General features: G+C 69.4%; 26 protein-coding genes and 1 pseudogene. 13 read left to right on the top strand and 14 right to left on the bottom strand.

What is annotated here, in order from left to right:
- Positions 1–9: 9 nt before the first annotated feature.
- A complete protein-coding gene (locus tag JJQ90_RS20310; protein WP_216878083.1) occupies positions 10–1,044 on the bottom strand; it encodes a 2OG-Fe(II) oxygenase in 1,035 nt (344 codons plus the stop codon).
- Positions 1,045–1,099: 55 nt separating this feature from the next.
- Here JJQ90_RS20310 and JJQ90_RS20305 point away from each other — a divergent pair, with 55 nt between their 5' ends.
- The 3 genes from JJQ90_RS20305 to JJQ90_RS20295 are packed head-to-tail and all read left to right on the top strand — an operon-like array spanning position 1,100 to position 4,135.
- Entirely contained in the window at positions 1,100–2,023 is a 924-nt protein-coding gene (locus JJQ90_RS20305; protein WP_216878082.1) for a DMT family transporter, read from the top strand.
- 34 nt (positions 2,024–2,057) lie between these two features.
- Complete coding sequence (locus JJQ90_RS20300) at positions 2,058–3,722, top strand: NAD+ synthase (protein WP_216878081.1); 1,665 nt, start codon at positions 2,058–2,060, stop codon at positions 3,720–3,722.
- Positions 3,719–4,135 carry a hypothetical protein gene (locus JJQ90_RS20295; RefSeq protein ID WP_230410835.1) on the top strand — a complete coding sequence of 139 codons (417 nt, stop codon included), beginning with the start codon at positions 3,719–3,721 and terminating at the stop codon, positions 4,133–4,135. The genes JJQ90_RS20300 and JJQ90_RS20295 overlap by 4 nt, the downstream gene beginning before the upstream one ends.
- Positions 4,136–4,142: 7 nt before the next feature.
- On the opposite strand, the gene JJQ90_RS20290 is transcribed toward JJQ90_RS20295, so the two are convergent.
- Complete coding sequence (locus JJQ90_RS20290; protein WP_216878080.1) at positions 4,143–4,553, bottom strand: hypothetical protein; 411 nt, start codon at positions 4,551–4,553, stop codon at positions 4,143–4,145.
- A 110-nt stretch (positions 4,554–4,663) separates the two neighbouring features.
- Here JJQ90_RS20290 and gltX point away from each other — a divergent pair, with 110 nt between their 5' ends.
- From gltX to JJQ90_RS20260, 6 genes are all read left to right on the top strand, one after another.
- Positions 4,664–5,998: a glutamate--tRNA ligase gene (gltX, locus tag JJQ90_RS20285; RefSeq protein ID WP_216878079.1), complete on the top strand. Its 1,335-nt coding sequence runs from the start codon at positions 4,664–4,666 to the stop codon at positions 5,996–5,998.
- A gap of 2 nt (positions 5,999–6,000) precedes the next feature.
- The gene (gene cysS / locus JJQ90_RS20280; RefSeq protein ID WP_216878078.1) at positions 6,001–7,395 is read left to right on the top strand and encodes a cysteine--tRNA ligase; all 1,395 of its coding nucleotides are present in this window, start codon (positions 6,001–6,003) and stop codon (positions 7,393–7,395) included.
- Between the two features lie 67 nt (positions 7,396–7,462).
- The gene (gene copM, locus JJQ90_RS20275; protein ID WP_216878077.1) at positions 7,463–7,849 is read left to right on the top strand and encodes a CopM family metallochaperone; all 387 of its coding nucleotides are present in this window, start codon (positions 7,463–7,465) and stop codon (positions 7,847–7,849) included.
- The gene (locus JJQ90_RS20270) at positions 7,846–8,688 is read left to right on the top strand and encodes an RNA methyltransferase (protein WP_216878076.1); all 843 of its coding nucleotides are present in this window, start codon (positions 7,846–7,848) and stop codon (positions 8,686–8,688) included. The genes copM and JJQ90_RS20270 overlap by 4 nt, the downstream gene beginning before the upstream one ends.
- A complete protein-coding gene (locus JJQ90_RS20265; RefSeq protein WP_216878075.1) occupies positions 8,685–9,548 on the top strand; it encodes an alpha/beta fold hydrolase in 864 nt (287 codons plus the stop codon). Before JJQ90_RS20270 ends, JJQ90_RS20265 begins: the two co-directional genes overlap by 4 nt.
- Before the next feature lie 2 nt (positions 9,549–9,550).
- Positions 9,551–10,522: a Bug family tripartite tricarboxylate transporter substrate binding protein gene (locus JJQ90_RS20260; protein WP_216878074.1), complete on the top strand. Its 972-nt coding sequence runs from the start codon at positions 9,551–9,553 to the stop codon at positions 10,520–10,522.
- Here the strand turns inward: JJQ90_RS20260 and JJQ90_RS20255 are convergent, their stop codons facing one another.
- On the bottom strand, positions 10,523–10,723 hold the full coding sequence (locus tag JJQ90_RS20255; RefSeq protein ID WP_216878073.1) for a hypothetical protein: 201 nt from the start codon (positions 10,721–10,723) through the stop codon (positions 10,523–10,525). It lies immediately after the preceding gene.
- Positions 10,724–10,940: 217 nt separating this feature from the next.
- Between JJQ90_RS20255 and rpsD the strand changes: the two genes are divergently transcribed.
- Complete coding sequence (rpsD, locus tag JJQ90_RS20250) at positions 10,941–11,558, top strand: 30S ribosomal protein S4 (RefSeq protein WP_216878072.1); 618 nt, start codon at positions 10,941–10,943, stop codon at positions 11,556–11,558.
- 123 nt (positions 11,559–11,681) lie between these two features.
- Complete coding sequence (locus JJQ90_RS20245) at positions 11,682–12,554, top strand: abortive infection family protein (protein ID WP_216878071.1); 873 nt, start codon at positions 11,682–11,684, stop codon at positions 12,552–12,554.
- Positions 12,555–12,938: 384 nt separating this feature from the next.
- On the opposite strand, the gene JJQ90_RS20240 is transcribed toward JJQ90_RS20245, so the two are convergent.
- From JJQ90_RS20240 to purB, 11 genes are all read right to left on the bottom strand, one after another.
- Positions 12,939–13,808 carry an alpha/beta hydrolase family protein gene (locus tag JJQ90_RS20240; RefSeq protein ID WP_216878070.1) on the bottom strand — a complete coding sequence of 290 codons (870 nt, stop codon included), beginning with the start codon at positions 13,806–13,808 and terminating at the stop codon, positions 12,939–12,941.
- A 28-nt stretch (positions 13,809–13,836) separates the two neighbouring features.
- Positions 13,837–14,175 carry a Grx4 family monothiol glutaredoxin gene (grxD, locus tag JJQ90_RS20235; protein WP_216878069.1) on the bottom strand — a complete coding sequence of 113 codons (339 nt, stop codon included), beginning with the start codon at positions 14,173–14,175 and terminating at the stop codon, positions 13,837–13,839.
- 25 nt (positions 14,176–14,200) lie between these two features.
- Complete coding sequence (locus JJQ90_RS20230; RefSeq protein WP_216878068.1) at positions 14,201–14,434, bottom strand: BolA family protein; 234 nt, start codon at positions 14,432–14,434, stop codon at positions 14,201–14,203.
- Complete coding sequence (gene purL / locus JJQ90_RS20225; RefSeq protein WP_216878067.1) at positions 14,434–16,641, bottom strand: phosphoribosylformylglycinamidine synthase subunit PurL; 2,208 nt, start codon at positions 16,639–16,641, stop codon at positions 14,434–14,436. The genes JJQ90_RS20230 and purL overlap by 1 nt, the downstream gene beginning before the upstream one ends.
- A 37-nt stretch (positions 16,642–16,678) precedes the next feature.
- Entirely contained in the window at positions 16,679–17,377 is a 699-nt protein-coding gene (gene purQ, locus JJQ90_RS20220; RefSeq protein ID WP_216878066.1) for a phosphoribosylformylglycinamidine synthase subunit PurQ, read from the bottom strand.
- Positions 17,378–17,478: 101 nt separating this feature from the next.
- Positions 17,479–17,709: a hypothetical protein gene (locus tag JJQ90_RS20215; protein ID WP_216878065.1), complete on the bottom strand. Its 231-nt coding sequence runs from the start codon at positions 17,707–17,709 to the stop codon at positions 17,479–17,481.
- Positions 17,710–17,715: 6 nt separating this feature from the next.
- On the bottom strand, positions 17,716–17,955 hold the full coding sequence (gene purS / locus JJQ90_RS20210; protein WP_216878175.1) for a phosphoribosylformylglycinamidine synthase subunit PurS: 240 nt from the start codon (positions 17,953–17,955) through the stop codon (positions 17,716–17,718).
- A gap of 56 nt (positions 17,956–18,011) precedes the next feature.
- Positions 18,012–18,776 (bottom strand): phosphoribosylaminoimidazolesuccinocarboxamide synthase, encoded by a 765-nt coding sequence (purC, locus tag JJQ90_RS20205; RefSeq protein ID WP_216878064.1) that lies wholly within the window; start codon positions 18,774–18,776, stop codon positions 18,012–18,014.
- 142 nt (positions 18,777–18,918) lie between these two features.
- Positions 18,919–19,662, bottom strand: coding sequence for an NRDE family protein (locus tag JJQ90_RS20200; protein ID WP_216878063.1), 744 nt, complete (start codon positions 19,660–19,662; stop codon positions 18,919–18,921).
- A 15-nt stretch (positions 19,663–19,677) separates the two neighbouring features.
- Complete coding sequence (locus JJQ90_RS20195) at positions 19,678–19,992, bottom strand: hypothetical protein (protein ID WP_216878062.1); 315 nt, start codon at positions 19,990–19,992, stop codon at positions 19,678–19,680.
- Between the two features lie 91 nt (positions 19,993–20,083).
- On the bottom strand, positions 20,084–21,421 hold the full coding sequence (purB, locus tag JJQ90_RS20190; protein ID WP_216878061.1) for an adenylosuccinate lyase: 1,338 nt from the start codon (positions 21,419–21,421) through the stop codon (positions 20,084–20,086).
- A 113-nt stretch (positions 21,422–21,534) separates the two neighbouring features.
- Between purB and JJQ90_RS20185 the strand changes: the two are divergent.
- Both JJQ90_RS20185 and JJQ90_RS20180 read left to right on the top strand, forming a co-directional pair.
- Positions 21,535–22,155 (top strand): annotated as a pseudogene (locus JJQ90_RS20185) (TerC family protein); the annotation flags it as partial.
- Between the two features lie 176 nt (positions 22,156–22,331).
- Entirely contained in the window at positions 22,332–22,934 is a 603-nt protein-coding gene (locus JJQ90_RS20180; protein WP_216878059.1) for a hypothetical protein, read from the top strand.
- Positions 22,935–22,944 lie beyond the last annotated feature (10 nt).

Genomic DNA, 22,944 nt, shown 5'->3' with positions numbered 1-22,944 from the left:
CCGGGCTGGTCACCGCATCTCCACACCTTTCTGGCCGCGGGCGGCGGCTTCCGCCATCAGCCGCCGTTCCTGCTGCGCACCCTCGGCATCGGTGAAGAAGGTGAAGATGGCGAAGCGCCGGCCCTCGGTGACCGGCAGCGCCTCATGCAGCAGGTCGCAGCAGAAGATGGCGCAGCCCCCGGCCTCGGGCTCGTATTCCTCGGTGCCGAATTCGGGGAAACGCAGCCGGCCGCCGCGATAGGCGCCGCTGTTCAGGTTGAGGCTCATGGCGAAGCGGCGATGCGCCGTGAAGGGCGTGCGGTTGTCGCGATGCGCGCCGAAGGCGCCGGCCACCTCCGCCGCATAGCAGCCGATGCGCGGCGCCTCGAAGCTCGCGGCGCGGAAGCGGAAGGCGCGCCACATCTCCGGCAGCACGCGGCGTTCCAGCCGGCGCTGGAAGGTGGCGTAGAGCTGCCGGTCGTCGAGGAAGACATCCGTCCGGCGCTTGATATTCGCCACCTTGCCCGCCCCGGCGCCGGCGGCCGAGGAGGCGACGCGGTCCTGCGATTTCTCGCCCTTTTCCCAATGCGCCAGCAGTGCCGCGATCAGCTCCGACTCCAGCACGCCGGGGATCAGCAGCACCGGCGCAGTCTGCCGCCGCAACTCGGGGGTAGCAGGTTCGGGCAACATGGCGAGGCCGGCGCGCAGCGCCGCATCTCCGGCCTGGACGAAGGCGAGCCGACCGCGCGGCGAGATCACGGCGACGCCGCCTTCCGGCAGGCCGAGCCCGTTGAACAGTTTCCGCTCGGGATCGAACAGGCGTGGCGGGCCATCCGCGTGCTGGGTGCCGTCGGGCTTCAGGTCGGAAATCAGGATGATGCGTGCGCCCTGCTCCGCCGCCTGTTGCAGGATGGACTTCGGCACGCTGCCCGCGCGGCCGAGCACCAGCACCCGGTGCAGCCCGGCGATGGTCTGCTGGTGCAGGTCGAACAGCGCGCCGGCCGCATCCGGCAGGGACAGGGCCGGCAGCAGGTCACCGGGCAGGAAGGGGTCGGGCGCGGACATGGCGGGTCCTCCGTCGGATGGGCAAGCAATGCGATGATCGTTTAGACTGAAGCGGATGCACGGCGAAACGCCTCCCCCCTCCGCCGCGCCCGGCGTCGTCGCCTTGCGCGAACGGCGCATCGGCTTTGCCTGCGCCTTCGCGGTGCTGTTCGTCTGGACCGGATTCCTGCTGTCCTCCCGCCTCTCGGCCAGCCAGGCGCTGACGCCCTGGGACGTGGCCATGCTGCGCTATGCGGGGGCCTTCCTGGCGGCGATGCCGCTGGTGGCGGTGCTGGGCCGGCCGAGGCTGCCGCCGTTGCGGCTGCTGCCGATCCTGGCCTCGGCCTCCTTCGGCTTTCCGATCCTCGCCTATCACGGCTTCACCTTGGCGCCGGCCGCCCATGGCGGGGTGATGCTGCCGGGCACGCTGCCCTTCCTGACCGCCGCCCTCGGCGCCGCCTTCCTCGGCGAGTCCTGGACCCGCCGGCGGGTCGCCTCCCTGGTCGTGGTGGCGATGGGCATTGGCCTTCTGGCCAGCGACACTTTCGGCAGCCATCCGGGCGCCTGGCGCGGCGACCTGCTGTTCCTGGGCGGGTCCTGCTGCTGGGCGGTCTATACGCTGCTGATCCGCCTCTGGGGCATCGGCGCGATGCAGGCGACGCTGTCCATCGCGCTGTGGTCGGCCCCGGTCTACCTGCCGGTCTGGTGGTTCCTGCTGCCGTCGAGCATGGGCACGGCCAGCACGGGCGCGGTGCTGTACCAGCTCGCCTACCAGGGCATCGGCGCGACCATCCTGGCCGGGCTGCTGTTCACCCGCGCGGTCACGGCCCTCGGCGCGCCGACCACCACCACCATCACTGCCTTGGTGCCGGGGATGGCGGCGCTGGCGGCCTGGCCGCTGCTGGCGGAGCCGCTGGGGCTGGCCGGCTTCCTCGGCGTCGGGCTGGTTTCGGCCGGCATGATCCTGATGGTGGTCCGCTTCCCGGATCGGGCGCGTTGACCCCATATGGGGCCGTCCCTAGGTTCCCGAGATCATGACAGACCGCCTCCGCATCGCGCTCGCCCAGATCAACCCGCATGAGGGCGCGCTCGACGCCAATGCGGACCGCATCCGCCGGGCCAGGGCGGAGGCCGCCGCCGCTGGCGCCGACCTGCTCGTCACCCCGGAATTCTCCATCGCCGGCTATCCGCCGGAGGACCTGGTGCTCAAGCCGGCCTTCGTGGAGGCCTGCATGCAGCGGATCGAGGCGCTGGCGGCGGAGACCGCCGATGGCGGGCCGGGTGTGGTGGTGGGCGGCCCCTGGCGCGATGGCGACCGGCTGCACAATGCCCTGTTCCTGCTGGAGGGCGGCCGCATCCTGGCCCGCCGCGCCAAGCACGAGCTGCCGAATTACGGCGTCTTCGACGACAAGCGCGTCTTCATCGCCGGCCCCGCGCCCGGCCCGGTGGCCTTCCGCGGCGTCCGGCTCGGCCTGATGATCTGCGAGGACTGGTGGTTTCCCGCGGTCAGCGAGACGCTGCTGGAAAGCGGCGCGGAGATGCTCATCAGCATCAACGGCTCCCCCTTCGAGGCGGAGAAGCAGGACACCCGGGTTCAGCTCGCCGTGGCGCGGGTGGTGGAGACCGGGCTGCCCTTCGTCTTCCTGAACCAGATCTGCGGCCAGGATGAGCTGGTGTTCGAGGGGGCTTCCTTCGTCCTCAACGCCGATCGCAGCCTGGCCCTGCAGATGCCGATGTTCGAGGAGCAGGTGGCGATCACCGACTGGTCGCGCGGCCCGCAGGGCTGGGTCTGCGCGCCGCAGCCGATTCCGCCGGCCATGCCGCGGCTGGAACAGATCTACCGCGCCATGATGCTCGGCCTGCGCGACTACGTGAACAAGAACGGCTTCCCCGGCGTGGTGCTGGGCCTGTCGGGCGGCATCGACAGCGCCCTGTCAGCCGCCGTCGCCGCCGATGCGCTGGGGCCGGACCGGGTGCGGGCGGTGATGATGCCCTCGCCCTATACCTCCCGCGATAGTCTGGACGATGCGGAGGGCTGCGCGCAGTTGCTCGGCATCCGCTACGAAAGCATCCCGATCGGCGCGGCGATGCGGGCCATGCAGGGCATGCTGGCGCCGGCCTTCGGCAACCGTCCGGCCGATACCACCGAGGAAAACCTGCAGTCCCGTCTGCGCGGCGTGACGCTGATGGCGCTGTCCAACAAGTTCGGCGACATGCTGCTGACCACCGGCAACAAGTCGGAGATGAGCACGGGCTACGCCACCCTCTATGGCGACATGTGTGGCGGCTATTCGGTGCTGAAGGACGTCTGGAAGATGACGGTCTTCGCCCTGTCGCGCTGGCGCAATGCGAATGTGCCGCAGGGTGCCCTGGGGCCGGAAGGGCCGGTGATGCCGGAGCGGGTCATCACCAAGCCGCCCTCCGCGGAACTCAAGCCCGACCAGACCGACCAGGACACGCTGCCACCCTATGAGGTGCTGGACGCGATCCTGGAGGGGCTGGTGGAGCGGGAGATGGATGTGGATGCGCTGGTGGCCCAGGGCCATGACCGCGCCACGGTGCTGCGCATCTGGCGCATGCTGGACCGCGCCGAATACAAGCGCCGCCAGGCGCCGCCCGGTGTGAAGATCACGCCCCGCGCCTTCGGCCGCGACCGGCGCTACCCCCTGACCAACGGCTTTTCGGGATTGATCGCATGAGCGGGCAGGATGATGGCGAGGAGGATCCCATCTTCGCCGAACAGGTGCTCGGCCAGGTGGAGGGGCTGGAGGTCCGCATCATGGACCTGTCCGGCGCCAATGGCGCGGAGCCGGTGGAGGTCGTGCGCGGCTTCGGCACCATTGCCCATGCCAATGCCTTCGCCCGCCGCTATGTCCGCGACTCGGTCGATATCTGCCGCGGCGCCGGCATGGACGCCAAGGCGGTGATGGCGGCCTGGGGCACCTTCGGCGAGGATGCGGAGGTGGACGGCGCCGGTGACGATGCCTGGCGCAGCGCCACCGAACTGGCCGATTTCGCCGCCCGCCCCGCGGCGGATGCCGAGGAGCGCAACTGGCGCATCCTCGACCCGCGCCGGGACGAGGATGATGACGAGGAGGAGGGAGAGGAGTAGCCGGCGGCTACTTCGTCCCACCCCATCCTGGCGCCGGGGCGTAGACCGGCGCGGGCTCGTAATAGCCCGGCGGCGGCGGTGCATAGGACGGTGCGTAATAGGCCGGCGGCGGATAGGCCGGGGCGTAATAGACCTGCGGAGGCGGCGCGTAATAGGCGCGTGGCGGCGGGTAGTAGACAACCGGCGGCGGCGCGTAGATCACGGGCGGCGGCGCCAGGGCCGCACCCAGAAGCGCACCCACACCCAACCCCAGCAGCGCACCGCCGACCACGGCGGCGCCATTGTTGTGGTGATGGTACCCCCCACCATGCCCCCGGTAGCGCCAGTCGGCCTGGGCCGCCGGGGCCGCCACGGCACCCACTGCGAGAACGCCGGCAAAGATCGCGGCACGAAGCATCACCGTACGAAGCCTGGGCATCGGAATTCTCCTTACCCACGGATAATAGCACCCCAGGGGTGGCCGGAATGGGGCGAATTGTATCCGGCGCCTTGCTTTGCGCGGTCTTTTGACGTTCCTCTCCCGGCCTCATGAAAGTTCGCTTCGCCCCGTCCCCCACCGGCCTGCTGCACGTCGGCAATGCCCGTATCGCCATCGCCAACTGGTGCCTCGCCCGGCACCGGGGCGGTCGCTTCCTCCTGCGCCTCGACGACACCGATACCGAGCGGTCCCGCCCCGAATACGCCCAGGCGATCGAGGAGGACCTCCGCTGGCTCGGCCTCGACTGGGACGAATTCGCCCGGCAGTCGGACCGGATCGCGGCCTATGACGCCGCCGCCGCGCGGCTGAAGGCCTCCGGCCACCTCTACCCCTGCCTGGAGACGGAGGAGGAACTGGCCTTCAAGCGCGAACAGCGCATCCGCCAGGGCAAGCCGCCGCTCTACGACCGCGCCGCGCTGCGCATGACGGAAGACCAGCTCGCCCGCGCCATCGCCAATGGCAAGACGCCGCATTGGCGCTTCAAGCTCTCGGGCGGGCATGTCGAATGGCAGGATGGCGTGCTGGGCAAGCGCAGCGTCAAGCTGCCGAGCCTGTCCGACCCGGTGCTGATCCGCGCCGATGGCAGCTACCTCTATACCTTCACTTCGGTGGTCGATGACCTGGAGATGGGGATCACCGACATCGTCCGGGGCGAGGACCATGTCACCAATACCGGCATCCAGCTCGACATCTTCGCCGCCCTCGGCGGGAATCCGCGGAAGGTGCGCTTCGCCCATCTGCCGCTGCTGACCGATGCCGATGGCGGGCCGCTGTCGAAGCGCACCGGCAGCGTCGGGCTGCGGCAGTTGCGGCGCGATGGGGTGGAGCCGGCGGCGCTGGTCGGCTACCTGGCCGCCCTTGGCACCTCCGCCGATCCGGTGCCGGCCATGCCGGCCGATCTGGTGCCCGGCTTCGATCTCGGCCGCGTTTCCAAATCCGCGGCGCGCTTCGACACGAAGCAGATGCTGGCGCTGAACCGCCGCTGGCTGCACGGCCTGCCCTTCGACGTGGTGCGGGAGTGGCTGCCGGAGGGGGCGGGGGAGAATTTTTGGCTGGCGGTGCGCGGCAACCTCGATCTGTTGCGCGAAGCCCGCGACTGGTGGGAGGTTGCCTCCGGTGGTATCGTGCCGCAGGGCGACGCGGCCGATGCGGAACTTCTGCGCCTGGCCGCCGAGACGATGCCCGAGGAGCCATGGGATGAGGCCACCTGGCCGGCCTGGACATCCGAGCTGTCGACGCGCAGCGGCCGCAAGGGCCGTGCGCTGTACCTGCCGTTGCGTCGCGCCCTGACGGGCGAGGACCACGGCCCGGACCTCAAGGTCTTCCTCCCATTGATCGGTCGGGAACGGGCGCTGAAGCGCCTGCTTCTGGCCGCCGCAGGCTGAACATGGACATCCAGCTCCACAATACCGCGACCCGCCGCAAGGAACGGTTCGTGCCGATCGATGACCAGCATGTGCGCATGTATGTCTGCGGCCCGACCGTCTACGACCTGGCGCATCTGGGCAATGCGCGCCCGAACGTGGTCTTCGACGTGCTCGCCCGGCTGCTGCGCCAGGCGTTCCCGAAGCTGACCTATGCCCGCAACATCACCGATGTCGAGGACAAGATCATCGACCGGGCGCGGGAGAGCGGGGAGGGGATCGCGGCGCTGACCACGCGGACCACCGCCGATTTCCACCGCGACATGGCCGCCCTCGGCGTGCTGCCGCCGGATGTGGAGCCGACCGCCACCGGCTCCATCCCGGAAATGGTGACGCTGATCGAGCGGCTGGTCGCCAATGGCCATGCCTATGCGGCGGAGGGCCATGTGCTCTTCGCCGTGTCCAGCTTTCCGCAATACGGCGCCCTGTCCGGCCGCTCGACGGAGGAGATGCTGGCGGGCGCGCGGGTCGAGGTCGCGCCCTATAAGCGCGATGCCGGCGACTTCGTGCTGTGGAAGCCCTCCACCCCGGAACAGCCGGGCTGGGACAGCCCCTGGGGCCGGGGCCGGCCGGGCTGGCATATCGAATGCTCCGCCATGTCCTGGAAGCAGTTCGGCCCGGATTTCGACATCCATGGCGGTGGCGCCGACCTGATGTTCCCGCATCACGAGAACGAGGTCGCGCAATCCCTCTGCGCCTTCCCGGGCAGCCATTACGCCCGCTACTGGCTGCACAATGGGATGCTGCTGGTCGACGGCGAGAAGATGTCAAAGTCGGTCGGTAACTTTCTGACTGTACAAGATATTTTGCGTCACGGCCCCTGGGCCGGCGAGGCGTTCCGGCTGCTGCTGCTGCGCACCCACTACCGCGCGGCGCTGGACTACACCCAAGGCGCGCTGGAGGAGGCGCGGCGGGAGCTGGACCGCTTCTATCGCGCCTTGTCGAAGATGTCCGAAATCGAGGCCGAGGACGGCGACAAGCCGCACCCGGCCGAATCGCCGCCCTTCGAACAGGCCCTGGCGGATGACCTCAACACGCCGCTGGCCCTCGCCACGCTGCATCACCTGGTCTCCACCGCCAATGATACGCTGGCGCGCGGGTCCGATACGGGCCTGCCGCATCTCAAGGGCCGCATCCTGGCCTGCGGCGCGCTGCTCGGCCTGCTCGGCACCGACCCCGCCGCCTGGTTCCGCGGCGCGGACGGCGATGCCACGGCCATCGAGGCCGCCATCGCCGCCCGCCTCGCGGCGCGCAAGGCGAAGGACTGGGCGGAGGCCGACCGCATCCGCCAGGAACTGGCGGGGCAGGGCATCCTGCTGGAGGACGGGCCGCAGGGCACGAGCTGGCGCCGTGCGTGACCCTCTTGCCTTCCCCCGGGGGCAAGGTTCCATCTGTCCGACCGACCCCATCGAAGGAGGATCGGACATGCCCCGCCTTGCCATCGCCACCGCGCTTTCCCTTGCCCTGACCGTGCCGGCCCTGGCCCAGCAGGGCCATCACGGCCACCACGCCGCGCCGGCACCGCGCGCCCCGCAACAGGCGGCGGAGCCGGCCAGCACCGCCGAGTTCCGCGCCGCCAATGCGCGGATGCATCGCGACATGGACATCGCCTTCACCGGCAATGCCGATCGCGACTTCGCGGCCGGCATGATCCCGCATCATGAGGGCGCCATCGCCATGGCCCGCATCCAGCTTCGCCACGGCACCACGCCGGAGATGCGCAAGCTGGCCGAGGACATCATCCGGGCGCAGGAGGCCGAGATCGCCCAGCTTCGCGCCTTCCTCGCCCGAACCGCGCCACCGACGCGATGACGGGCGGGCGTGGGGAAGGGGGCGCGGTGCTGACGCCGGCCCCGGGCGAGAGCCCCATCGTGGTGCTGGTGCGGCCGCAGATGGCCATGAATATCGGCACCACGGCCCGCGCCATGGCCAATGGCGGTCTGTTCCACCTGCGGATCGTGGCCCCGCGCGATGGCTGGCCGCAGCCGCATGCCTATCCCGCGGCCTCCGGCGCCGATGCCATATTGGATGCGGCGCAGGTGTTTCCGGACGTGGCCTCCGCCGTCGCCGATTGCCACCGGGTGATGGGCACCTGCCCGCGGCCGCGCTACGCCATCGTGCAGTTGCGTGATGCCCGCGCCGCCGCCGCCGATCTGCGCGAGATCAACGGCCGGGGGCTGCGGGCCGCCGTGCTCTTCGGCCCGGAACGTGCGGGGCTGGAGGCGGAGGACCTGTCCCATTGCGACACGCTGGTCCGCTATCCCCTGAACCCGGAACATACCTCCCTGAACCTGGCGCAGGCGGTGATGATCCTGGCCTATGAATGGTGGATGGCGGCCGAGACCACGCCGCCCCGCCAGTTCCTGACCAATGGCACACCGGTCGCCACCAAGGGCGCGCTGGAGAATTTCCTCGGCCGGCTGGTGGCGGAGCTGGATGCCTCCGGCTTCCTGCACAACCCGCCGAAGCGTCCCGGCATGATCCGCAACCTGCGCCACTGGTTCGAACGCGGCGAGGTGACGGAGCAGGAGCTGCGCACCCTGCACGGCGTGGTGACGGAGCTTTCCACCGGCCGCATGCAGCGCGGCCGCTTCCCGGCCGAGGACCCGTTGCCGCCCTGGCATGAGGCGGCGGAGAAGGACAGCGCATGATCCATCCGGACGGCACGCCCATCCCACCCCTGCCGGACCCCCGCTTCTGCGAGGTGGATGCGGCGGCACTCGGGCTGGAGGGGCCGCGCCTGTCCTATATGGAAGCCGGCGAGGGACCGGTGACGATCCTCTGCCTGCACGGCATCGGCGCCAACAGCATGGGCTGGCGCTTTTCCCTGGCCGGGCTTTCTGACCGTGCGCGCGTCATCGCCTGGAACGCGCCGGGCTATTTTCTCTCCGACAGTTTCGGCGCCGAGGCGCCAACGGCCGAGGCCTATGCGGATGTCGCGGTGGCGCTGCTGGATGCGCTGGGCGTGCGGGGGCCGGTCTGCGTTGCCGGATCCTCCTTCGGCTCGATGCTGGCCGCCTGCCTGGCGGCGCGGCATCCGGAGCGGGTGGCGAAGCTGGCCCTGATGGGCACCTCCCGCGGCCAGCGCTGGAAGGGGGAGGAGGGCCGGGCGGCCATGCTGGCGATGCGGGCGGCGAGCGTGGCCCAGGGCAGCGTCGCCCTGGCGCGGATGCGCTCGGGCAACCTGGTCTCGCCCGGTGCCGGGCCGCTGGTGCGTGGATTGGTGCAGAACGTGGTCGCCGCGACCCATCCGCGCGGGTTGATGCAGGCGGCGCGCTGCACCGACCGGGTGGATGTCATCGCCGATTTCGCGCCGCATATCCGCGTGCCGACGCTGGCCATCAGCGGCGCCGATGACGTGGTGAACCCGCCGGAGACGGTCGGCCGCCCGATCGCCGAGGCGATCCCCGGCGCCGTCTTCCTGACGCCACCCGCCATCGGCCATCTGCCGGAGCTTGAAGCCCCGGCCTGGACGCTGGACATTCTGCGCCGACATTTTTTCGGAGACTGAACATGCGCCTGTCCCGCCGCACCTTGCTCGCCGGCCTCGCCATGCCGGCGCTGGCCCGGGCGCAAAGCAGCGACTATCCGACGCGGCAGGTGCGCATCGTGGTCCCTTTCCCGCCGGGTGGCGGGCTGGATGCGCTGGCGCGGGCCCTGGCAGAGCGGCTTCAGGCGGGTTGGGGGCAGCCGGTGGTGGTGGACAACCGCCCGGGCGGGTCCACCGTGCCGGGCACGGATATCGTCGCCAAGGCGGCGCCGGATGGGCATACGCTGCTGATCACCGCGGACAATTCCATCACCTCGAATCCGCATCTGATCCGCGGCCTGCCGCATGACCCGATGAAGGACCTGGCGCCGGTCAGCCTGCTGGTGGATGTGCACCAGATGGTGCTGGTGCATCCCTCGGTGGGGGCACGCAGCATGGCGGAGCTGGTGGCGGCGGCACGCGCCGCGCCGGGGCATTTCAACTTCGGCTCCTATGGCATCGCCAGCCAGCCGCATCTCTGCTTCGCCGCGCTGATGGCGCGGGAGAGGATCGAGATGGTGCATGTGCCCTATCGCGGCCTGACGCCGGCGGTGCTGGCGACCCTGGCCGGGGAGGTGCAGATGACGCTGGCCGGCATCGCCTCCGGCGCCAGCCATATCCGCGCCGGCACGCTGCGGGCGCTGGCGGTCGGCCGGCCGACGCGGTTCGAGGCGCTGCCGGACGTGCCGACCCTGGCCGAGGCGGGCTTCGACGATATCGACCCGCGCACCTGGTTCGGCGCCTTCGCCCCCGCCGGCACCCCGGCCGCCCTGCTCAGCCGCATCCAGCGCGACATCGCCACCGCCATGGCGGCGCCGACGGTGCGGGACCGGCATCTGCTGCCGGCGGGCTACACGGTGCATGCCGCGACCCCGGAGGCGACCGCCGCCTTCCTGCAGCAGGACCTGGCCTATAAGGCGCGGCTGATCCGGGCGGCGGGCATCACGCCCGACTGATCACAGGCGCTTCGCCAGCCGGCGCGCCTGCACATAGCCGATCATGCCGGCGACGGGCGCGGCGGGCAGCACCATCAGCCAGCCGAGATGCTGGCCGCCGATGACCAAGCCGAGGCCGATGCCCAGCATCATGCCGCCCACAAGGCTGCCGACCACACCCGCGGTCAGGCCGAGAATCAGGATGTCTTCGCGTGTGACCATGCGGGCGAAGTAGGGGAGGTAAGGCGGGTTTGACAAGCCGCCCGCCGGCCCCCTATAGGCGCCGCACTTCCGGGAACGCGGACAGGCCTTCGGGGCCTGCGCCCGCCCTTGGCCATGCTGGCCTTGGGCCTACCGGGACAACCCGCCGCGATGCCTTCAAGGGTGCCGGCACAAGTAAGAACCGGCAACCCCCACGGGTGCCGGGCAGGAGAAGCGCATGACCAAGCGCGCAGAAAGCAAGTACAAGATCAACCGCCGCCTCGGCGTGAACCTCTGGGGCCGTGCGAAGTCCCCGATCGCCAAGCGCGAATACGGCCCCGGCCAGCACGGGCAGCGCCGCAAGCAGAAGCCGACCGACTTCGGCGTGCAGCTGATGGCGAAGCAGAAGCTGAAGGGCTACTACGGCAACATCGGCGAGAAGCAGTTCCGCAAGTACTACGAGGAAGCCGTGCGCCGTAAGGGCGACACCTCGGAGAACCTGATCGAGATCCTGGAGCGCCGGCTCGACACCATCATCTACCGCATGAAGCTGGCGGTGACGCCCTTCGCCGCGCGCCAGTTCGTGAACCATGGCCATGTGCTGGTGAACGGCAAGCGCCTGAACATCCCGTCCTACCTGGTGAAGGACACGGATGTGATCGAGGTGAAGGACAAGTCCAAGCAGCTCACCTGCGTGCTGGACGCCGCCCAGTCCGGCGAGCGCGACGTGCCGGAATACATCGAGATCGACCACCGCGCGATGCGCGGCCGCATCCTGCGCGCGCCGAAGCTGAGCGACGTGCCGTATCCGGTGCAGATGGAACCGAACCTGGTGGTCGAGTTCTACTCGCGCTGAGGCTAACGAGGCGGGGCCTGAAAGCTCCGCCTTTTCAATATCTTGCGAGGGTTGAGCCATTGGCGCTCCCCCTCACGCCACCCCTCACGGTGTCCCCCTCACGGCCTCGGGAAGCTCCCCGGCATGTCGTTCCCGCCTCAGCTCATTGCGGTTGTCGCGGCCGTGCTGGCGGATCGGTACACCCACAACCAGCTCGACCTCCTGTTCCTTGAGGCTGGTGCCCCGGGCGAGAAGCCCGAAGGCGCCAAACCGGCCAAATGCGAAGCGTGGCTGCGGCGCATCCGGGACGAGATGGGGGACGCGGCGCCCGCAGTCCTCGGGCTTCTCCTTCAAGAAATCCTTGAGGAAGACGCACTGACCGACGAAGCGGCGAGGCGCTTGGCCATGTGGTCGCCTGCCTCAGTCGATCCCCGCAAAGCGCGCGACGAAGGCCGCAAGCGCGTCCTGGCAGCTCTGACCAAGGCCGGCTTCACCTACCTGGGCAACGGCCAATTGGCGCGGGGCGGGGTGGCTGTGGCGTCCAGGCAGTTGTCTGACCTCATCAAGACCCGCGACCTTCCAGCCTTAGAGGCGGAGTTCGCGACCCTTGCTGTCCGCGCGGCGGGCCACCCACGCGATGCCCTATCCGCAGCCGCCAACATCGTCGAAGGCGTCATGGGCGAGATGATCGCGGGCATGGGCCTGTCTCCCCCAGCGAACCGAACCGTGAACACCCTGTGGACCATCTTGAAGCCCGCCATCAACGCTGACCCAGCGGCCATGCCGGATGGTGACCTGAAGAAGATCGCAGGCGCTATGGCTGCAATGGTGGACGGCCTCCAAGGTCTTCGGGACGACAAGAGCAGGGCGCATGCAATGCGGCCAGAGCTTGCCCGCTCCTACCGGATTGAGCCCCGGCATGCGCGCCTTGCCGTCAATGCCTCCTTGGCGCTCACGGTGTTTCTTCTGGAGGCATGGCAGGCGATAGAGGATCGGAGGTCGGCAGGGCGGGCCTGATACTTCAGGTCGGCTGAATTTTTGTTGTGAATTTTCGAGGCCCCCATCCATAGGGGCTCCGCACGACATTTCCCCCCTCCCGCCGGCGTACCCCACCCCCCTTCGATGCGTGACCCCAGGGGTGTCCCCCGGCGGCCCGGTGGGGCTGGGCGGATGGTGGCCGGGCCTCTGCCCACCGCCCGACAGGAAGCCCCTGCGCTGGCGCGGTGGTGCCTCCCTTGGTCAGCCCCAGCAACGGGCGGGCAGCTCCGCAGCACCGTTCCGGTCCCCAACTACGGGGAGCGGACGAAGGCCTGGCATCCATGTCATTGGCCAACTACCTCCGAAGCCGGAGTGTTCAAGGGCGAGGTCGCAAGACCCCGCCCTTTTCGTATGGGAGAGCCCCTATTCGGGAATCGGGCAGCAATGTCCCAGGAACAGCAGGATTTCACGTCCCACTCTCTCCCAGCCAGCCGCGTCCGTCCGGAAGCCGTGGTCCGTGTCCAGGATGACCAGCTCGGTCCGTGGGGCGAGGGGATAGCGCTCCGGCACGTCATCGCCGCCATAGGGGTCGCGACTGCCCTGGATGATGAGGGTGGGCGTGCGCAGATGCGGCAGGTGGGTGTAGCGCGACGGGTCATCCGGCCGCCCTGGCTGGCGGAAGGGATAGCCGAGGCAGACCAGGCCGCGCACGGGCCGCAGATCGGCCAGGGTGCTGGCAATCCGGGCGCCGGAGGAGCGCCCCATCAGGATCAGCCGGCCCGGATCGGCGCAGCCCTCCAGCACGCCGGTAAGCCATTCCTGCCGTTCCGCAAAACTGCGCGGCAGGGCCTGGTCGGGCGGGATGCCGGATTGGGCGCCCTCGGTATGGAAGTCGTGGTCGAAGAAGGGGAAAAGGGACTGGCGCACCAGCGGCCCGAAATGCGCGTCCTTGGGGCGTGAATCGCCGCTCAGGAACATGATATGGTCGCCGGAGCCGGCCCCCACCACGGATGGCTCGGCCACCAGCACCGCCCGGCCCGTGGCCGCGCGCAGCAGGGAAGCGTGCGCGAGATCCGGCTCGCCACCCCTCAGCGCGATATCCGCCACACCCTCCGAACGGATCAGCCGCAGGGCCGCGAGCGGCGCGGCACCAGCCCAGACAAGCCGATCGATCGGCAGGTTGACCGCGAAAGCGAGATGGGCCGGCTCAGCCAGGAAGGGGACAAGCCGCTGGCCATCGACCAGAAGCTGCCCGCCGCACGCCACATCCGCCTCCGCAAGCCCAGCCGGCATATGTCCAGCGTTTCCGCCAGGCAAGGCGTCAGGCCGTCGCCTTCGGCATCACGCCATTGTCTTCCATCAGCGTCTGCAGCTCACCGGACTGGAACATCTCGGTGATGATGTCGCAGCCGCCGACGAATTCGCCCTTCACATAGAGCTGCGGGATGGTCGGCCAGTTGGCGAAGGCCTTGATGCCCTCTCGGACCTCCATGTCCTCCAGCACATTCACGCCTTTGAAGGGCACGCCGACATGGGACAGGATCTGCACCACGCGGGCGGAGAAGCCGCATTGCGGGAAGACCGGCGTGCCCTTCATGTAGAGCACCACCGGATTGGCGGCGATGTCGGCCTGGATGCGGTCGAAAACGGGATTGCTCATGGCACGGGGTCCCTGGTCGGAGAGGTTACTCGGGGGCGGAAGTCTGCAAGGCCAGGGCGTGCAGCGCACCCCCCATCCGGCCCTGCAGGGCGGCATAGACGATCTGGTGCTGCTTCACGCGGCTGAGGCCCTTGAAGGCCGAGGAGACCACGGTGGCGGCGTAATGGTCGCCATCCCCCGCCAGATCCTCGATCGTCACCACGGCGTCGGGCAGGGCGGCCTTGATGAAGGCCTCGATTTCCGCCGCATCCATCGCCATCAGGCTGCCTCCCCCTGCATCAGCGCCGGCAGCGTCGCCTCATGGGCGACGACCAGCTTCGCCACGGATATGGAGGAGCCGTCGCCAAGAACCAAGTCCCCGCCGCCGCTATGGCCGAGCTCCATGGCCGGAACGCCGGCCGCCTGGGCCGCGGCCAGCATTGCCGCGCCATCGCGCACCGCCAGGATGTAGCGCGCCTGGTCCTCACCGAACCACCAGCCATGCGGGGCGATGCCGACGGGCGGTGCGGACAGGGTGGCACCGACGCCGCCGCCCATCGCCATTTCCGCCACGGCCACCAGCAGCCCGCCATCGGCCAGGTCGTGGCAGGCGACCACTTCGCCGGCCAGGATGCGGCCACGGACGAAATCGCCATTGCGGCGCTCCACCGCGAGGTCGACCGGCGGCGGCGCCCCTTCCTCCCGCCCCGCGATCTCGCGCAGCCAGATCGACTGGCCGAGCCAGCCGCGGGTCTCCCCGATCAGCACCAGGTCGAGGCCGGGTTGCAGGGCAAGGCCCACCGCCTGGACCGCATCCTCCAGCACGCCGACGCCGCCGATGGCGGGGGTGGGCAGGATGCCGCGGCCCTGGGTCTCGTTGTAGAGCGAGACATTGCCGCTCACGACCGGGAAGTCGAGCGCGAGGCAGGCGGCCCCCATGCCGCGCACGGCGGCGGCGAACTGGCCCATGATCTCGGGCTTTTCGGGATTGCCGAAGTTCATGTTGTCGGTGACGGCCAGCGGCAGGGCGCCGACCGCGGTCAGGTTGCGCCAGGCCTCCGCCACCGCCTGGGCGCCGCCCACCTCGGGATCGGCCTGGCAGTAGCGCGGGGTGCAGTCGGTGGTCATGGCCAGGGCCCGCTTCAGGCCCTCCAGCTTCACCACGGCGGCATCGGCGCCACCGGGGCGCTTCACCGTCTGGCCGCCCACCGTGCTGTCATACTGGTCCCAGATCCAGCGGCGGGAGCACAGGTCGAGGCTGCCCACAAGCTTCTCCAGCGCCGGCAGCGGGCCGGCGGGGTCGTCGATATCGGCGGCGTCCAGCACCGGCTGCTTCGGCGTCTCCACCGTCGGGCGACGGTACAGCGGCGCTTCGGATTCCAGCGGGGCGAGGGGGATATCGGCCTCGATCTCGCCCTTGTGGCGGATGACGATGCGGCCGGTGTCGGTCAGATGGCCGATGACGGCGAAATCCAGCTCCCATTTGTGGAAGATGGCCTCGGCCTCGGCCTCGCGGCCAGGCTTCAGGATCATCAGCATGCGCTCCTGGGACTCGGAGAGCATCATCTCATAGGCCGTCATGCCGACCTCGCGCTGGGGGACATTGTCCATCACCAGCTCGATGCCCACGCCGCCCTTGCCCGCCATCTCGACGGAAGAGCTGGTCAGGCCGGCCGCACCCATGTCCTGGATGGCGACGATCATGTCGGTCGCCATCAGCTCCAGGCAGGCCTCGATCAGCAGCTTCTCGGTGAAGGGGTCGCCGATCTGCACGGTCGGGCGCTTTTCCTCCGAATCGGCGGAGAATTCGGTGGAGGCCATGGTGGCGCCATGGATGCCGTCGCGGCCCGTCTTCGAGCCGACATAGACCACGGAATTGCCAAGTCCGGCGGCGGCACTGAGGAAAATCCGGTCGCGCGGCGCGATGCCCACCGTCATCGCATTGACCAGCGGATTGCCGTTATAGGCCGGGTGGAAATTCACCTCCCCGCCCACGGTCGGCACGCCGACGCAATTGCCGTAGCCGCCGATGCCGCGCACCACGCCATCGATGACGCGCTTCATCTTCGGCGCATCCGGCATGCCGAAGCGCAGCGCATTGAGGTTCGCGATCGGCCGCGCCCCCATGGTGAAGACATCCCGGAGAATGCCGCCGACGCCGGTGGCGGCGCCCTGATAGGGCTCGATGAAGCTCGGGTGGTTGTGGCTTTCCATCTTGAAGATGGCGGCCAGCCCGTCGCCGATGTCGATCACCCCCGCATTCTCGCCCGGCCCATGGATCACCCAGGGGGCCTTGGTCGGCAGGGTCTTCAGCCAGATGCGGGAGGATTTGTAGGAGCAATGCTCGCTCCACATGACCGAGAAGATGCCCAGTTCGGTGCGGGAAGGGGAGCGGCCGAGGATGGCCAGCAGCCGCTCATACTCGTCCGGTTTCAGGCCGAATTCGGCGGCGAGCTGGGCGGCATGGTCGGCGGGCAAAAGCTGCATGTCGGCGAGGGCTCCGGGGGCGGAGAAGAAGAAGGCCTCAGGCGGAGGCGAGCGAATCGAGCAGGCTGGTGAACAGCGGCAGGCCGTCCTCCCCACCCATCAGCGGGTCCACCAGATCCTCCGGATGCGGCATCAGCCCGCAGATGCGGAGGTTGGGGGAGAGGATGCCGGCAATGTTGTCGCGCGCGCCGTTGCGGTTGGCGGCCTCCGTGATGGCGCCCTCCGGCGTCGCGTAGCGGAAGGCGACCAGGCCCTCGCCGTTCAGGCGCGCCAAGGTCGTGTCATCGCAGAAGTAGTTGCCATCGCCATGCGCCATCGGGGACCGGAACACGGCGCCCTTCTGCCAATGCTGGGTGAAGGGCGTGTCGGCGCGTTCCACCCGCATGTGGCAGTCCATGGACAGGAAGCGCAGCGTGGCGTTGCGCAGCAGGGCGCCGGGCAGCAGGCCGGCTTCGGTCAGGATCTGGAAGCCGTTGCACACGCCCAGCACCAGGCCGCCGCCCGCGGCGAAATCCCGCACCGCCTTCATGATCGGCGACTGCGCCGCCATGGCACCGCAGCGCAGGTAGTCGCCATGGCTGAAGCCGCCCGGCAGCACCACCAGGTCGGTGCCCGCCGGCAGGGCCGTGTCCAGGTGGAAGACCATGGCAGGCTTGCGGCCGCTGACGCGTTCCAGCGCGATCGCCATGTCGCGCTCGCGGTTGGTGCCCGGGAAGACGATGATCGCGGATTTCATGGAGTCACCAGAATACCCAGAGGATCAGCCCGGCCGGGATGGCCAGGACGATGAAAAGCCCGGCCAGCCAGGCGGAGCCGACGAAGACCCCGAGCGCCTGCCTATTCCAGCCAGACCCGCAGCCAATGCAGGCCGCCGACCACGGCCAGCGTCAGCACGGTGGCGAGTGCCGCCGCCGTCACCCAGCGGTCCAGCCCCTTCTTGCCCCGCGCCACCAGGCCGAGCCGCCGCTGCTGAGCCGCCACCGCCGGCAGGCGCTGTTCGCGCCAGCGCAGCAGCATGGAAATCAGCACCGTCAGCACCAGCATGACGAGGAGCGAGAGCTTCACCATGGGGGGCTAGGCGAGCTCGACCCGGAAGGACTCGATCACGGTATTGGCCAGCAGCCGCCGCGCCATCTCCTCCGCCGCGGCCTGCGCCTTGGCGGGATCGGTCTCGGCCAGTTCCAGCTCGATCACCTTGCCGGCGCGCACTTCGGCGACGCCGTCGAAGCCGAGCGAGGCCAGGGCATGGCCGATGGCCTTGCCCTGCGGGTCCAGCACGCCGTTCTTCGGCATGATTGTAACACGAGCCTTGATGGGGCGCGGCCGATTCAGCTCTCCGCGCCCTTCGGCGCTCCGACCATCGGACGCTGTCACTGGACGGTCTCCGGACCCTTCATGTCCCGCACCCCGGCCTCGGGCAGGATGCCGAGGCGCTTGGCCACCTCCTGGTAGCCCTCCTCGACCTTGCCGAGGTCGCGCCGGAAGCGGTCCTTGTCCATCTTCTCGCCGGTCTTCACGTCCCAGAGGCGGCAATTGTCCGGGCTGATCTCATCGGCCAGGACGATGCGCATCTCGTCATTCTCGTACAGCCGGCCGAATTCCAGCTTGAAGTCGACCAGGGTGATGCCGACGCCGAGGAAAAGTCCGGTCAGGAAGTCGTTCACCCGCAGTGCCAGGGCGACCATGTCGTCCAGGTCCTGGGTCGCGGCCCAGCCGAAGCAGGTGATGTGCTCCTCGGAGACCATCGGGTCGCCCAGCGCATCGTTCTTGTAGTAGTATTCAAGGATCGAGCGCGGCAGCCGCGTGCCTTCCTGGATGCCCAGGCGCGTGGCCAGGCTGCCGGCGGCGACATTGCGGATGACGACTTCCAGCGGGATGATCTCGACTTCGCGGATCAACTGCTCACGCATGTTCAGCCGGCGGATGAAGTGGGTCGGGATGCCGATCTCCGCCAGCTTCATCATCAGGTATTCGCTGATGCGGTTGTTGAGCACGCCCTTGCCGGTGATCGTGCCCTTCTTCTGCGCGTTGAAGGCGGTGGCGTCGTCCTTGAAATACTGCACCAGGGTGCCCGGTTCCGGGCCCTCGAACAGGATCTTGGCCTTGCCCTCGTAGAGCTGACGGCGGCGCGCCATGGTGCTGAAACTCCTCGACTGCCGCGATCCCAGGAAGGGGCGCGCGGGACGACAGGCCGCGGCGGCCCGGTATCTGGCGGAGCTATAGCAGGGCCTCTCGCGAACCGCCACGGCAGGGCCGCAGGTCCGGGTTGCGCGGGTTTCAGGCCGCGGCGATGTCCAGGTCCCGGAATGGGGCGCTGCCCGCCGGGCCAGGGCAGAAGCGCCACCGCCGGCCGCCTTGCGCGCCCAGCGCCAGCAGGCTGGCGCAGACGGTGCCGAAGCCGCGCGCGGGCGGCACGCGCAGCGCCTCCGCGATGCCAGCCTCGCCATAGTCGCCATCCGCCAGCAGGCCTTCCCAGGCCGACCAGTCGTCCGCATCGGGGTCTGGCGGCGCGGCGTCGCGGAAGCGGGGGAGGTGGCGGCGGATTCGGGGGCTGGCGGGGTCGTTCGGATCCTGGGCTGTCACCATGGTGACGCCCTCGTCCAATGGCTCGACCTCGATCCGCGTGGCGCCGGTGCCACGCAGGAAAAAGGCGGCGTGCGCATCGGCGATCACCAGATTGAAAGGGCGCCAGGCGCGGGCATCCAGGGCGCCGAGCGCCGCCAGGGCCTGCCCGGCGCTGGCGGCGGAGGCCGCCATCAAAGGCAATTCGCCCCGTGAGCGCTTGCCAGCCTCCGGCCCCAGGCTGCCGGGCCGGTTCAGCACCGCCGCCATGACGCCCTGGGGACCCAGCGCCATCCAGGTGCCGCCCGCGCTGTGGTCCAGCCCGCCCGTGACACCCGGCCATGACGGCCAGTGCGGGGCAGGCGGCGCCCAGGCCCGGTCGAGCCGCTCGTCGCGATTCGCCGCCACCAGCAAGGGCCAGCGATGGTTCGGGCGGCGCAGCAGGACGATGGTGCACACGCCGTCAGATCGACCTCAAAACTTGAAATACAGGCCGATGCCGGGGGGCGGTGGGGGCGGTGGCGCGTAGTAGTACCGCGGCCGCGGCGGTGGCGCGTAATAGACCGGCGGCCGCGGCGGATAGTAACGCCGCGGCGGAGGGCCGTAATAGGCACGCGGCGGCGGGCCACGATAGCGGCGCGGCGGCGGACCATAATTGTAGCCGCCACGCCGATGGTCATGGACCAGGATGGCAGCATCATCCTTCGCCACGGCCGGGGCGCTGTTGGCACCTGCCAGGAGCACGGCCCCGGCGGCCAGGGGCAGCAGTTTCGCCAGGAAACGCATCACGACATGGCCCTCCCTTTCTCTCATTCTATCTAGGCATGAGATGTGGCAGCACCTTGGCAATGCGCGCTTCCCGGCGATGACGGTCACGCGATCAGGGCGTGCCCAGGACCCGCCTGAAGGTGGCATCGACATGCACGAAGTCCCGCGCCGGATCCATCGCGGTCTCCAGCGCCGCCGGGCTCATGCAGCCGGCCACTTCCGGGTCCGCCAGCAGATTGGTGCGGAAATCCTGTGCCCCCGGCTGGCCCAGCGCCTGCCAGGTCGCCATGGCGGCCCGCTGCACGGCGGCATAGGCACCCTCCCGGCTCAGCCCGGCCTGGGTCAGCGCCAGCAGCACTTTCTGCGAGTGCACCACGCCACCGAGGCTGGCGAGATTCTCCGCCATGCGGCGCGGGTAGATGGTGAGCTTGGCCATCATCCCCGTCAGGCGCATCAGCGCGAAGTCGAGGGTGATGGTGGCGTCCGGGCCGATCACCCGTTCAACGCTGGAATGGCTGATGTCCCGCTCATGCCACAGCGCCACGTTTTCCAGCGCCGGCATGGCGTAGCCGCGCACCAGCCGGGCGAGTCCGGTCAGGTTCTCGGACAGCACCGGGTTGCGTTTGTGCGGCATGGCGCTGCTGCCCTTCTGGCCGGCGTGGAAGAACTCCTCCGCCTCCCGCACCTCGCTGCGCTGCAGGTGCCGCACTTCCGTCGCCAGCCGCTCCACCCCGCTGGCGATCACGGCCAGGGTGCAGAAGAAGGCGGCATGCCGGTCGCGCGGGATCACCTGGGTGGAAACCGGCTCGACCGCCAGGCCGAGCTTTGCCGCGACATGCGCTTCCACCCGGGGATCGACACTCGCGAAGGTGCCGACCGGGCCGCTGATGGCGCAGGTCGCGACCTCCGCCCGCGCTGCGACCAGACGGGCACGGTTGCGCTGGAATTCGGCGTAGTGGCCCAGCAGCTTCAGGCCGAAGGTGGTGGGCTCCGCATGGATGCCATGCGACCGGCCGATGGTGGGGGTGTGGCGGTGTTCCTCCGCCCGCGCCCGCAGCGCCTCCAGCAGCGCATCGATATCCGCGATCAGCAGGTCGGCGGCGCGGGTCATCTGTACGGAGAGGCAGGTGTCCAGCACATCGCTGCTGGTCATGCCCTGGTGCATGAAGCGCGCCTCCGGGCCGATTCCCTCGCCCAGCCAGGTCAGGAAGGCGATCACATCGTGCCGCGTCTCACGCTCGATGGCGTCGATGCGCTCCAGATCCGCGGCGGTGATGTCGGCGGTCTTGGCGGCGCCGCCGCGGCGGATGGCCTGCGCCGCCTCCGCCGGGATGGTGCCGAGTTCCGCCATCGCCTCGGCCGCCAGGGCCTCGATCTCGAACCAGATGCGGAAGCGGGTCTCCGGCGACCAGATGGATACCATTTCAGGTCGGCTGTAGCGGGGGACCATGGGCCGGATTCCGTGAGCAATTGTGCGCGCGTGTCTTGGCGCGGCGGACAGCCAGTTGACAAGTCTCCCGCTCCGCATGGCATTAGGCCGGCAGCGGGATGGATGTTGAAAACATGGATTTTTCTTCATATGGACCAGAGCTTGTCGCTCTCGGTCAGGTGCTTTTCATCGATATTGTTCTGGCCGGGGACAATGCGATCGTTGTCGGCATGGCCGCGGCCGGCCTGCCGGCTGACCAGCGGCGCAAGGCGATCTTCTGGGGCATCATCGCCGCCACGGTCATGCGCATCGCCTTCGCATCCATCACCGTGCAGTTGCTGTCCATCGTCGGCATCGTCCTGGCCGGCGGCGTGCTGCTGCTCTGGGTCTGCTGGAAGATGTACCGCGAGCTGCGCAGCGGCGGGCACCAGGAAGCGGGCGTCGATGCGCTGGAAGGCGAGGCCGGCGGTCCGCCGCGCAAGACGCTGAAGCAGGCGATCATCCAGATCCTGGTCGCCGACATCTCCATGAGCCTCGACAATGTGCTGGCCGTCGCCGGCGCGGCGAAGGACCATCCCTATATCCTGATCATCGGCCTGGCCTTCTCGGTGGTGCTGATGGGCGTCGCGGCGACCTTCATCGCGCGCCTGCTCGACAAGCATCGCTGGATCGCCTGGATCGGCCTGGCCGTCATCCTCTACGTCGCCGTCACGATGATCTACGAGGGTACGAACCAGATCGCGGAGACGGTGCCGCAGGCCTACGGCTATCTGTTCCTGCCGATGGGCTGGATGGCGGTGCCAGGGGTCTTCCCGATCGGGCTCTGGGTGATGGCGACCGTGATGCATGTCGCGGTGCTGGCCGTGGTGGCCACGCTGATGGTGGACCTCACTCGCCACCTGACGCGACGGAACCCGGGGACCCACGGCTGATGCGGCGCACGCTGCCGCTGGCCGGCCTGGTCCTGGCGCTTGGCCTCGCGGCCTGCGCCGGCGGTGGGGCCGGCACGGCGACACGTGGGGACCGGGGTTCAGCCCGGCCCAGTCTGGAGCAGGCGGCCGCAAGGCTGCCCGAGGAGGTCGCGGCCTTCGGCCGCGGCGAGACCATCTGGCATGAGCGTGACCGGCCTGGACTCGGAGTGGCGGTGGATTACGCCGGCCCCGGACGCAGCGCCGTTGCCACGGTCAGCCTCTATGACCGTGGCGAGCCGATGGTGCCGCAGGACATCACCTCCGCGATCATCCAGCAGGAAATCGCGCGGGCGGTGCAGGACGCGTTGGCGCTGGCGGATCGGCGCACCAGCCAGGACATCACGGAAGGTGCGCGCAGCACGCTTCCCGTACCGGGCCAGGCGCCGCTGCAATGCGTGGATCTGCGCGGCACCTATGGCCGGCAGCCGGTACAGACCCTGATATGCCTGGGCGCCGCATCGGGGCGCTTCCTCAAGGTCCAGGTGACTACACCGCAGCGTCAGGTGCGGCCGGCGGACCCGCTGCCCTTCGTGGTGGGCATCGCCCAAGCCGCGCGCGGCTGAACGACATCGG

It is taken from the genome of Falsiroseomonas oleicola, from assembly GCF_019029495.1.
Lineage (GTDB): Bacteria > Pseudomonadota > Alphaproteobacteria > Acetobacterales > Acetobacteraceae > Falsiroseomonas > Falsiroseomonas oleicola.
The sequence above is the reverse complement of the archived record's forward strand: the minus strand, read 5'-3'. Positions and strand labels throughout refer to the sequence as shown.

Bases quoted from the DNA above. Each gene is read 5' to 3' on its own strand.
- JJQ90_RS20255 (WP_216878073.1), bottom strand. From the start codon at position 10,723: ATGGTCACACGCGAAGACATCCTGATTCTCGGCCTGACCGCGGGTGTG.
- purC (WP_216878064.1), bottom strand. From the start codon at position 18,776: ATGGCGCGCCGCCGTCAGCTCTACGAGGGCAAGGCCAAGATCCTGTTC.
- JJQ90_RS20260 (WP_216878074.1), top strand. From the start codon at position 9,551: ATGCGCCTGTCCCGCCGCACCTTGCTCGCCGGCCTCGCCATGCCGGCG.
- purQ (WP_216878066.1), bottom strand. From the start codon at position 17,377: ATGAAATCCGCGATCATCGTCTTCCCGGGCACCAACCGCGAGCGCGAC.
- JJQ90_RS20300 (WP_216878081.1), top strand. From the start codon at position 2,058: ATGACAGACCGCCTCCGCATCGCGCTCGCCCAGATCAACCCGCATGAG.
- JJQ90_RS20245 (WP_216878071.1), top strand. From the start codon at position 11,682: ATGTCGTTCCCGCCTCAGCTCATTGCGGTTGTCGCGGCCGTGCTGGCG.
- purB (WP_216878061.1), bottom strand. From the start codon at position 21,421: ATGGTCCCCCGCTACAGCCGACCTGAAATGGTATCCATCTGGTCGCCG.
- rpsD (WP_216878072.1), top strand. From the start codon at position 10,941: ATGACCAAGCGCGCAGAAAGCAAGTACAAGATCAACCGCCGCCTCGGC.
- JJQ90_RS20270 (WP_216878076.1), top strand. From the start codon at position 7,846: ATGACGGGCGGGCGTGGGGAAGGGGGCGCGGTGCTGACGCCGGCCCCG.
- JJQ90_RS20310 (WP_216878083.1), bottom strand. From the start codon at position 1,044: ATGTCCGCGCCCGACCCCTTCCTGCCCGGTGACCTGCTGCCGGCCCTG.
- gltX (WP_216878079.1), top strand. From the start codon at position 4,664: ATGAAAGTTCGCTTCGCCCCGTCCCCCACCGGCCTGCTGCACGTCGGC.
- JJQ90_RS20180 (WP_216878059.1), top strand. From the start codon at position 22,332: ATGCGGCGCACGCTGCCGCTGGCCGGCCTGGTCCTGGCGCTTGGCCTC.
- JJQ90_RS20240 (WP_216878070.1), bottom strand. From the start codon at position 13,808: ATGCCGGCTGGGCTTGCGGAGGCGGATGTGGCGTGCGGCGGGCAGCTT.
- JJQ90_RS20290 (WP_216878080.1), bottom strand. From the start codon at position 4,553: ATGCCCAGGCTTCGTACGGTGATGCTTCGTGCCGCGATCTTTGCCGGC.
- grxD (WP_216878069.1), bottom strand. From the start codon at position 14,175: ATGAGCAATCCCGTTTTCGACCGCATCCAGGCCGACATCGCCGCCAAT.
- copM (WP_216878077.1), top strand. From the start codon at position 7,463: ATGCCCCGCCTTGCCATCGCCACCGCGCTTTCCCTTGCCCTGACCGTG.
- JJQ90_RS20215 (WP_216878065.1), bottom strand. From the start codon at position 17,709: ATGGTGAAGCTCTCGCTCCTCGTCATGCTGGTGCTGACGGTGCTGATT.
- JJQ90_RS20265 (WP_216878075.1), top strand. From the start codon at position 8,685: ATGATCCATCCGGACGGCACGCCCATCCCACCCCTGCCGGACCCCCGC.
- JJQ90_RS20305 (WP_216878082.1), top strand. From the start codon at position 1,100: ATGCACGGCGAAACGCCTCCCCCCTCCGCCGCGCCCGGCGTCGTCGCC.
- JJQ90_RS20295 (WP_230410835.1), top strand. From the start codon at position 3,719: ATGAGCGGGCAGGATGATGGCGAGGAGGATCCCATCTTCGCCGAACAG.
- purL (WP_216878067.1), bottom strand. From the start codon at position 16,641: ATGCAGCTTTTGCCCGCCGACCATGCCGCCCAGCTCGCCGCCGAATTC.
- JJQ90_RS20230 (WP_216878068.1), bottom strand. From the start codon at position 14,434: ATGGCGATGGATGCGGCGGAAATCGAGGCCTTCATCAAGGCCGCCCTG.
- cysS (WP_216878078.1), top strand. From the start codon at position 6,001: ATGGACATCCAGCTCCACAATACCGCGACCCGCCGCAAGGAACGGTTC.